Consider the following 8,467-nt stretch of genomic DNA (forward strand, 5'->3'; position numbering starts at 1 on the left):
CTAAGGAGCCGACGACGACAAAAACCACGGCGCCCGGATGTTCGTGAGAACATCCGGGCGCCGTGGTGAGAGGGAATCGAAAGACTAGGCGATGCCGTCGAACAGGCTTGTGACCGAACCATTTTCGAAGACCTCGCGGATCGTCTGCGCGAGCAGCGGGGCGATCGACAGGACGGTGAGGTTCTCGAAACGCTTCTCGGCCGGGATGGGCAGCGTGTCGGTCGCGATGACCTCCTTGGCGCCGCAGCCGGCGAGACGCTCGGCCGCCGGGTCGGAGAAGACGCCGTGGGTGGTCGCGATGATGACGTCGCCGGCACCGGCCTCCTTGAGCACGCGGACCGCGCCGGCGATGGTGCCACCGGTGTCGATCATGTCGTCGATCAGGACGCAGGTGCGTCCCTCGACCTCACCGACCACGCGGTTCGACTTGACCTGGTTGGGAACCAGCGGGTCGCGGGTCTTGTGGATGAAGGCCAGGGGAGCGCCGCTGAGGGCGTCGGCCCACTTCTCGGCGACGCGCACACGACCGGAGTCGGGCGAGACGACGGTGATGTTGTCGGTGCCGTAGTTGTCGCAGACGTAGCCGGCGAGCTGGCCGAGGGCGTGCATGTGGTCGACCGGACCGTCGAAGAAGCCCTGGATCTGATCGGTGTGCAGGTCGACCGTGATGATGCGGTCGGTGCCCGCGGTCTTGAGCAGGTCGGCGATGAGGCGGGCCGAGATGGGCTCGCGTCCGCGGTGCTTCTTGTCCTGGCGGGCGTAGGGGTAGAACGGCAGGATCACGCTGATGCGCTTGGCCGAACCGCGCTTGAGTGCGTCGATCATGATCAGGGCTTCCATGACCCACTGGTTCAGCGGGTAGGGGCAGCTCTGCAGCACGAACGCGTCCGAGCCGCGGACGGACTCCTCGAAACGGACGAACAGCTCGCCGTTGGCGAAGTCGCGTGCCGTCTGGGGGGTCACCTTGATGCCCAGTTCGTCGGCGACTGCTTCAGCCAGTTCGGGGTGGGCACGACCAGAGAACAGCATCAGGTTCTTCTGGTTGTCGGTGGTCCAGGTCATGAAACTCTTCTGTCCGTTCGGTCGATCTATGGGTCGATCAGTTGGGCTACCTGCCGTGAACGGCAGGACTGCTCGGGTCCGTTATGCGGACCCGGAGTTCTTGTCGCGTGCCTCGAGTGCCGCGCGTGCCGCCGCGGTGTCGGGCCGTTTGCGCACGACCCAGTCCTCGATGACACGTTGTGTTCCCGCCGAGACCGCGAGGGCTCCCGGCGGTACATTCTGCCGCACGACGGTTCCGGCTCCGGTGTATGCCCCGTCGCCGATGCTCACCGGGGCGACGAACATGTTGTCCGAGCCGGTGCGGCAATGGTCGCCGATCACCGTGCGGTACTTGTTCACGCCGTCGTAGTTGACGAAGACGCTCGACGCGCCGATGTTCGTGTGCTCGCCGATCGTGGCGTCGCCGACGTAGGTGAGGTGGGGGACCTTGGAACCGTCGCCGATCGTCGAGTTCTTGGTCTCCACGAAGGTGCCGATCTTGCCGGCGACGCCGAGCACGGTTCCCGGTCGCAGGTAGGCGAACGGGCCGACCGAGGCGTTGCCGCCGATGACGGCGTCGCTGCCGTGGGTGCGGATGACGTGGGCGCCTTCGCCGATCGTGACGTCGGTGAGCGTGGTGTCGGGCCCGACGACCGCGTCGGCGGCGATGTGGGTGCGGCCGTAGAGCTGCGTGCCGGGTTCGATCCGCACATCCGGCTCGATCGTCACGTCGACGTCGATCCAGGTGGTGGCCGGATCGACGACGGTGACGCCGTCGACCTGATGGCGGCGGATGATCCGGCGGTTGAGTTCGGCGCCGAGGTCGGCGAGCTGTGCGCGGTCGTTGCAGCCGGCGACGAGGACGGGGTCCGCAACGGTGAAACCGCGGACGGCCTGGCCCGCGTCGCGCGCGATCTCGACGATGTCGGTGAGGTAGAACTCGCCCTGCACGTTGTCGGTCGACAGCTTCGAGAGCCCGTCCCGCAGCGCGGCGGCGTCGACGGCGTAGACACCGGCGTTGACCTCGGTGATCGCACGCTGTTCTTCGGTCGCGTCCTTGTGCTCGACGATGGCGCGCACGGAGTCGTCGTCGGCGCGGATGATCCGCCCGTAGCCGGTCGGGTCGTCGGCGATGAAGCTGGTGAGGGTGACCGCGGCGCCGCCGTCGGCGGTGTGGGTGTCGATGAGCCCGCGGAGGGTGTCGGCGTCGAGGAGCGGGACGTCGGCCGCGGTGACGATGACGGTTCCGGCGAAGTCTTCGGGGAGTCCGGTCAGTCCGACGCGGGCGGCGTCGCCGGTTCCGCGCGGCTCGTCCTGCTCGGTGATCGCGATGTCGCGGCCCAGCGCGGCGGCGATGTCGGCGACGGCCGCGGAGACCCGTTCACGCTCATGGCTGACCACGACGACGAGGTGCTCGGGATCGATACCCGACGTGCCGTGGAGTGAGTGACCCAGGAGGGATCGGCCGGCAATCGTGTGGAGGATTTTGGGGGTCTTGGACTTCATCCGGGTACCGGCACCCGCGGCCAGCACGATCACGGCCACAGATGGCGACGTTCCCGACATCGAATGCCCACCCTCTTCCTTCATCGGTGTTCACGTCGGGTGCGATCCTACGCACCGGTACGGCGGTGTAATAACGCGCCGTACCGTTCTCGCTGAATGCGACGCTGTCACGTGATGGAACACACGTCTGTCGACGTCACCTGATAGAACACAAGGGACCGCGATTCCCCGAGCGTTCGATCGGTGCGCCATGGGCGTTCGGCTTCGACGCGCAGGCGGGGAGCGGACCAGCGCGGGCCGGGTGACCCGGCCCGCACACCTGACCAACGGAGGTATTAATGAGCACGCAGAAGACCGCGATCGTCACCGGCGCGGCACGGGGCATCGGTGCTGCCGTGGCCAAGCGACTCGCCGACGACGGCCTGGCCGTGGCCGTCCTGGACCTCGACGCCGATGCCTGCGCCGACACCGTCAAGGCCATCACCGACAAGGGCGGCAAGGCCATCGCCGTGGGCGCGAACGTCGCCGACGAGGCGTCGGTGAACGCGGCCGTTGAGAAGGTCGCCGCCGAGCTCGGTGCGCCGACCGTCGTCGTCAACAACGCCGGCATCACCCGCGACAACCTGCTGTTCAAGATGACCGTCGACGACTGGGACGCCGTCATGGCCGTCCATCTGCGAGGTGCCTTCAACGTCACCAAGGCCGCCCAGAAGTACATGGTCGACGCCGGCTGGGGCCGCGTCGTCAACCTGTCGAGCACCTCGGCCCTCGGTAACCGCGGCCAGGTCAACTACTCGGCCGCCAAGGCCGGCATGCAGGGCTTCACCAAGACGCTGGCCATCGAGCTGGGCAAGTTCGGCGTCACCGCCAACGCCATCGCTCCCGGCTTCATCGAGACCGAGATGACCGCCGCCACCGCCGAGCGTGTCGGCGTGCCCTTCGAGGACTTCAAGAAGGCCGCGGCCAGCCAGATCCCGGTGAACCGCGTCGGCGTCCCCGAGGACATCGCCCACACCGCGTCGTTCTTCATCAGCGAGGGTGCGGGCTTCGTCTCCGGTCAGGTCGTCTACGTCGCCGGCGGCCCGAAGGACTGACGACTTACAGACGTCGTCTCGACTCCCAGACTTCGATCGAAGTCTGGGAGTCGGAATGAGGTCGACCGGTGGCGTCACGTCGCCGCCGGAGCGCTGTGGCACAATCGTCAGCGCAGTATTCCCCCATGGTGTAATCGGCAACACTTCTGATTTTGGTTCAGGCATTCCAGGTTCGAGTCCTGGTGGGGGAGCTCTTGCGAAGTGTGTGCGCCGCTAGGCGACGAAGCCCTCGGCCTGCAACCAGTCGTAGGCGACGTCGGCGGGGTCCTCACCGTCGATGTCGATGCGGCCGTTGAGTTCCTGCATCACCGAGTCGGTGAGCTTCGCAGACACCGGTGCCATGAGTTCGGCGATCTGGGGAGCCTCCTTGTTGAGGCGCGTGCTCAAGACCACGCAACCGCTGTACGGCAGGAAGAACTTCCGGTCGTCGGTGAGTACCGCGAGATCGAGGTTCTTGATCCGGCCGTCGGTGGAATACACCATGCCGAAGTTGCACGGTTCGCTGCGCGCCGTCGAGGTGTAGACGACCCCGGAGTCCATGACTGTCACGTTGTCCTTCGGTACGCCATCGGGCGTGCCCAGCGGGATTCCGTAGGCCTCCAGCATCGGGATCATTCCGTCGGCGCGGCTCAGGAACTCGTCGTTGATGCAGAACGTCCGCTCCGACACCGGCAGGTTCGCGATGTCCGACATCGTCTTCACGTTGAGACGTTTGGCCGTTGGTGCCGACGCCGCGAACGCGTAGGTGTTGTTGAACGCCGCGGGCGGCAACCACTCGGCGCCGTTGGCGCGATCGGCGTCGCGGACCCGTTTCCACAGCTCGTTCGGGTCGGAGATCGTCTCGGTCTCGCCGAGGTAGGTCTGCCAGGCGGTTCCGGTGTACTCCCAGAGGATGTCGGCGTCGCCGTTGAGGAGTGCCTGGCGCGACGACATCGAACCCGGTGCGTTCGTCAGATCCTTGACCGACGCCCCCGCCGCGCCGAGGTAGGTCGCGGTGATCTTGCCCAGCAGCACCGATTCACTGAAATTCTTCGACGTCACCCGGATCTCGGTACCCTCCAAGGGCGTCGAGCCGTCGGCGAGGAATGCCTCGCGGAAGGTGCCCGACGAGCTGACCAGCCCGCAGCCTGCGACCACGACCATGAGTATCGCCGTGAAGACGGCCAGGACGGACTTTCTCATGAGATCCCCCGCGGTGTCGCGGCCAACTCGACGAGCCGTCCGAGCCAGTCGATCGTCATCGCCAGCAGTGCGACGAGCACCGCGCCGGCGACCAGCAGTTTCGGCAGGAACAGGGTGATACCGGTGGTGATGAGCGTGCCGAGGCTCGTCGCGCCGATGAACGTACTCAGGGTCGCCGTGCCGACCAGGATCACCAGCGCCGTGCGCACACCGTTCAGGATGACCGGCACCGCGAGCGGCAACTCGACCTGGAAAAGCGTTCGCACCGCGGACAATCCGATGCCGCGGGAGGCCTCGACCGTGCGCTGGTCGACCTGCCGGAGGCCGACGATCGTGTTCTGCAGGATCGGGAGCACCGCGTAGACGACGAGACCGATGACCGCCGTGTTGAAACCGGTGCCGAGCCAGAACGTGAACAGCACCAGCAGGCCGATGGCGGGAGCGGCCTGCCCGATGTTGGCGATGTTGACCGCAATCGGGTTGAGCCACTTGAGGGATGGTCGGGTCAGTGCGATGCCGAGCGGGATGGCGATACACACGACGATCACGGTGGCGACGAGCGTGAGCTCGATGTGGTCGAGGATGGTCGCTCGGAGCGCCGGCCATGCCATCGAGGCGCTCTCGGTGGAGGTGAACGTCGTGCGCTGATACCAGATCAGGAACCCGACGCCGATGACGATGATGACCAGCGGTTCGAACCAGACGTCGATGGGCAGCTTCGCGAACCGGCGTCGGAAACCGCTCCGAGGTGGTTGGACCGGTGCCTCTGCTGCCGCGGTGACCCGCGCGGACTCGTCGGCGACGGAGGTCATCGTTCGGCGCTCGGTTCGTCGGCCGTGTCGGCGGCGGACGACTCGTCCTCGGCTGCGATGACCGGTGTGTCGACAGGTGCGGACCCCTCGGTGTGGTCGAGATAGCCGACGTGGTCGTCGTCGCGGACATCCGCGAGCTGTCCGCGGATGGCCTCCATCACGGACGCGATGTTCAGCGCGCCGATGACCGCGCCGCGTCCGTCGGTGACGAGGACGCCGCCCTGGCTGGTCGCGAGCATCGAGTCGAGCGCGTCGTTGAGCGTCGACGACTGTGCGACGACCGGTAGGCGCGGGTCGAGGTAATCCGACACCTCGGGTTTGGCGGAGACCTCCGCGATGCTGGGCCAGGCTCGCGGCCGGCCGTGTTCGTCGACGACGACCAGCCAGTCCTCGCCGGCGGCTCGGGCGCGGTTCACCACGGTGCCGGACCCTTCGCCGACGCGGGCGGTGACCACCTGGCGGATCTCGACATCGCGTACGCGGGTGAGGGTCAGGTGAGCCAGTGTCGCACCGGAACCGACGAACTCCTCGACGAACGGGCTGGCCGGGTTGGCGAGGATCTCTTCTGGCGGGGCGAACTGTTCGATGTGCCCGCCCTCGGAGAGGATCAGGACCTTGTCGCCGAGTTTGGTTGCCTCTTCGAAATCGTGGGTGACGATGACGATCGTCTTGCCCAGTTCGTGCTGGATGGCGATGAGCTTGTCCTGCAGGCGGGCTCGCGTGATCGGGTCGACGGCACCGAACGGCTCGTCCATCAGCAGGACGGGCGGGTCGGCCGCCAGAGCACGGGCCACACCGACGCGCTGCTGCTGACCGCCCGACATGTCCTTGGGCAGACGGTCGGCGAAGGTCGCGGCGTCGAGTCCGACCAGGTCCATGAGGTATTCGGTGCGCTCGGCGATGCGTTTCTTGTCCCACTTGAGGATTCGCGGGATGGTGCCGATGTTCTTGCTGACCGACCAGTGGGGGAAGAGCCCGCCGGACTGGATGACGTAACCGATGGACTGGCGCAGCTTGTCCGGGTTCTCCGCGGTCACGTCACGCCCGCCGATGTAGATACGACCCTCGGTGGGCTCGATGAGCCGGTTGATCATCTTCAGGGTCGTCGTCTTGCCGCAGCCCGACGGGCCGACGAAGGCGACGATGTCACCGGCGTCGATCTCGAGGTCGAGTTGCGCGACCGCAGGCTTGGTCTGGCCCCGGTAGCGCTTGACGACGCCTTCGAGACGGATCGATTCGCCGGTGACGACGCGACCGTTCGCGCCGGACGACGGTTGGCCTGCCGAGGATTTCGACGGCGGGGCGGTGGTGGAGTCGGTCATGAGAGTCCCTTGGAGATGGTGAGTCGGCCGAGCAGAACCAGGAGAGCGTCGAAGACGAGCGCGATGACGACGATGAGAAGCGTTCCGGCCAGCGCTGATTCGAGGGCGTTTGCGCCGCCGAGCCGTGCGAGCCCGTTGAAGATCAGTGATCCGAGGCCGGGGCCGAGGACGTAGGCGACGATCGCCGCGACGCCCACGATCATCTGTGTGGACACCCGGATTCCGGTCAGGATCACCGGCCAGGCGATCGGTAGTTCGACCGTCAGCAGGATGCGCCACCGCGAAAGCCCGATGCCGCGGGCCGATTCGACGACCGCGGGCGGCACCGACCGCAAGCCGACCACCGCGTTGCCGATCACCGGCAGCATCGCGAAGAACGCCAGCATCAGGAACGATGGTGTCACGCCGAGCCCGAACGGGACGATCAGCAGCGCGAGCAGGGCGAGCGACGGAATCGTCAGTGCCACACGACTAGACGTCAGCGTGAGCGCGGCGGCCAGCGGAAGCCGGTAGACGAGCGCGGCGACCGCGATGGCGACGAGGGTGCCGACGAGCACGGTCTGGAATGACAGCGACGCGTGTTGATATGTCAAGAACGTGAGAGAGCGAGCGTTGTCGCCGATGTAATCCCACAATTGCACGGTTGTGTTCCCATCCCCGTTGGTGAATCCGACATTACGCATCGGCGTGGGCCGGTGCCGACGTTTGTCCGATCACGCGTGCCTTTACCCTCACCGTGGGCGGATAACCCTCCACCGGTTGCGGCCGGTGCAGAGTCGGCACGATTCGGTGCACGCCGACCGTCGGTGACCACGTCGGGCAGTGTCATCCTGGATGGGTGAGTGAGAGCGCCCCCGCCGATGCAACACCGACCACAGCAGAGCTCGATCCGGACGACCGGGCCCTTCTGGCCGAAGCCGTCCGTTCCTGGACGCGGATCGTCGCCTGGGTCCTGAGCGTCGGCGGCGCGATCGGGTTCGTGGCGTCGTTCGTGCTGACGGTCGAACGGATCGAACTCTTCAAGAACCCCGACTACGTGCCGTCGTGCAACTTCAATCCGGTCCTGAGCTGCGGTTCGGTGATGGCCAAGCCGCAGGCTGCCCTGTTCGGGTTCCCGAACCCGCTGCTCGGCATCGCGGGATTCGCGGTGGTGATCACCACCGGCGTGGCGATCCTCGCGGGTGCACGTCTCGCGGGCTGGTACTGGGCGGGTCTGCAGGTCGGTGTGACCTTGGCGATGGCCTTCATCTGCTGGCTGATCTACTCGAGCCTCTACTCGATCGGCGCACTGTGCCCGTACTGCATGGTCGTGTGGGCGGCGACCCTGCCGATCTTCGTCTTCGTCAGCGTGCGCAACCTCCATGCGAGCGGACTGACCTCGCGATCCGGGGCGGCGCTCGCGGTCGCCCGTAGCCACGCCCTGATCCTGGTCCTCGCCGTGGGGCTCGTGATCGTGCTCATCGCCATCCGGTTCTGGTCGTACTGGTCGAGCTTGTACTGAGGGCGGGGA

At 66.6% G+C, this 8,467-nt stretch carries 8 protein-coding genes and 1 tRNA gene; 3 read left to right on the top strand and 6 right to left on the bottom strand.

Annotated features, from left to right (window positions below):
- Positions 1-84: 84 nt before the first annotated feature.
- Together GOALK_RS22835 and glmU are read right to left on the bottom strand one after the other, a co-directional pair.
- On the bottom strand, positions 85-1,062 hold the full coding sequence (locus GOALK_RS22835) for a ribose-phosphate diphosphokinase (RefSeq protein ID WP_006361218.1): 978 nt from the start codon (positions 1,060-1,062) through the stop codon (positions 85-87).
- 81 nt (positions 1,063-1,143) lie between these two features.
- Positions 1,144-2,607 (bottom strand): bifunctional UDP-N-acetylglucosamine diphosphorylase/glucosamine-1-phosphate N-acetyltransferase GlmU, encoded by a 1,464-nt coding sequence (glmU, locus tag GOALK_RS22840; protein WP_035750880.1) that lies wholly within the window; start codon positions 2,605-2,607, stop codon positions 1,144-1,146.
- Between the two features lie 278 nt (positions 2,608-2,885).
- On the opposite strand from glmU, the gene GOALK_RS22845 reads away from it, so the two are divergent.
- Together GOALK_RS22845 and GOALK_RS22850 are read left to right on the top strand one after the other, a co-directional pair.
- Complete coding sequence (locus tag GOALK_RS22845) at positions 2,886-3,641, top strand: SDR family oxidoreductase (RefSeq protein ID WP_006361220.1); 756 nt, start codon at positions 2,886-2,888, stop codon at positions 3,639-3,641.
- Positions 3,642-3,760: 119 nt separating this feature from the next.
- Positions 3,761-3,832 (top strand) — tRNA-Gln (locus GOALK_RS22850).
- A gap of 22 nt (positions 3,833-3,854) precedes the next feature.
- On the opposite strand, the gene GOALK_RS22855 is transcribed toward GOALK_RS22850, so the two are convergent.
- The 4 genes from GOALK_RS22855 to GOALK_RS22870 are packed head-to-tail and all read right to left on the bottom strand — an operon-like array spanning position 3,855 to position 7,598.
- Entirely contained in the window at positions 3,855-4,823 is a 969-nt protein-coding gene (locus GOALK_RS22855) for a glycine betaine ABC transporter substrate-binding protein (RefSeq protein WP_006361221.1), read from the bottom strand.
- Positions 4,820-5,635: an ABC transporter permease gene (locus GOALK_RS22860; protein WP_006361222.1), complete on the bottom strand. Its 816-nt coding sequence runs from the start codon at positions 5,633-5,635 to the stop codon at positions 4,820-4,822. Before GOALK_RS22860 ends, GOALK_RS22855 begins: the two co-directional genes overlap by 4 nt.
- Positions 5,632-6,957, bottom strand: a complete 1,326-nt coding sequence (locus GOALK_RS22865) for an ATP-binding cassette domain-containing protein (protein ID WP_006361223.1) — start codon at positions 6,955-6,957, stop codon at positions 5,632-5,634. The genes GOALK_RS22860 and GOALK_RS22865 overlap by 4 nt, the downstream gene beginning before the upstream one ends.
- Positions 6,954-7,598, bottom strand: a complete 645-nt coding sequence (locus tag GOALK_RS22870; protein WP_035750881.1) for an ABC transporter permease — start codon at positions 7,596-7,598, stop codon at positions 6,954-6,956. Before GOALK_RS22870 ends, GOALK_RS22865 begins: the two co-directional genes overlap by 4 nt.
- Positions 7,599-7,795: 197 nt before the next feature.
- On the opposite strand from GOALK_RS22870, the gene GOALK_RS22875 reads away from it, so the two are divergent.
- Positions 7,796-8,458 carry a vitamin K epoxide reductase family protein gene (locus GOALK_RS22875; RefSeq protein ID WP_006361225.1) on the top strand — a complete coding sequence of 221 codons (663 nt, stop codon included), beginning with the start codon at positions 7,796-7,798 and terminating at the stop codon, positions 8,456-8,458.
- Positions 8,459-8,467 lie beyond the last annotated feature (9 nt).

This window comes from Gordonia alkanivorans NBRC 16433 (assembly GCF_000225505.1).
In the GTDB taxonomy this organism is placed as follows: domain Bacteria; phylum Actinomycetota; class Actinomycetes; order Mycobacteriales; family Mycobacteriaceae; genus Gordonia; species Gordonia alkanivorans.

What these genes read in the sequence shown, in the direction of transcription:
- GOALK_RS22835 (WP_006361218.1), bottom strand. Translation starts at nt 1,062, where the DNA reads ATGACCTGGACCACCGACAACCAGAAGAACCTGATGCTGTTCTCTGGT.
- glmU (WP_035750880.1), bottom strand. Translation starts at nt 2,607, where the DNA reads ATGTCGGGAACGTCGCCATCTGTGGCCGTGATCGTGCTGGCCGCGGGT.
- GOALK_RS22845 (WP_006361220.1), top strand. Translation starts at nt 2,886, where the DNA reads ATGAGCACGCAGAAGACCGCGATCGTCACCGGCGCGGCACGGGGCATC.
- GOALK_RS22855 (WP_006361221.1), bottom strand. Translation starts at nt 4,823, where the DNA reads ATGAGAAAGTCCGTCCTGGCCGTCTTCACGGCGATACTCATGGTCGTG.
- GOALK_RS22860 (WP_006361222.1), bottom strand. Translation starts at nt 5,635, where the DNA reads ATGACCTCCGTCGCCGACGAGTCCGCGCGGGTCACCGCGGCAGCAGAG.
- GOALK_RS22865 (WP_006361223.1), bottom strand. Translation starts at nt 6,957, where the DNA reads ATGACCGACTCCACCACCGCCCCGCCGTCGAAATCCTCGGCAGGCCAA.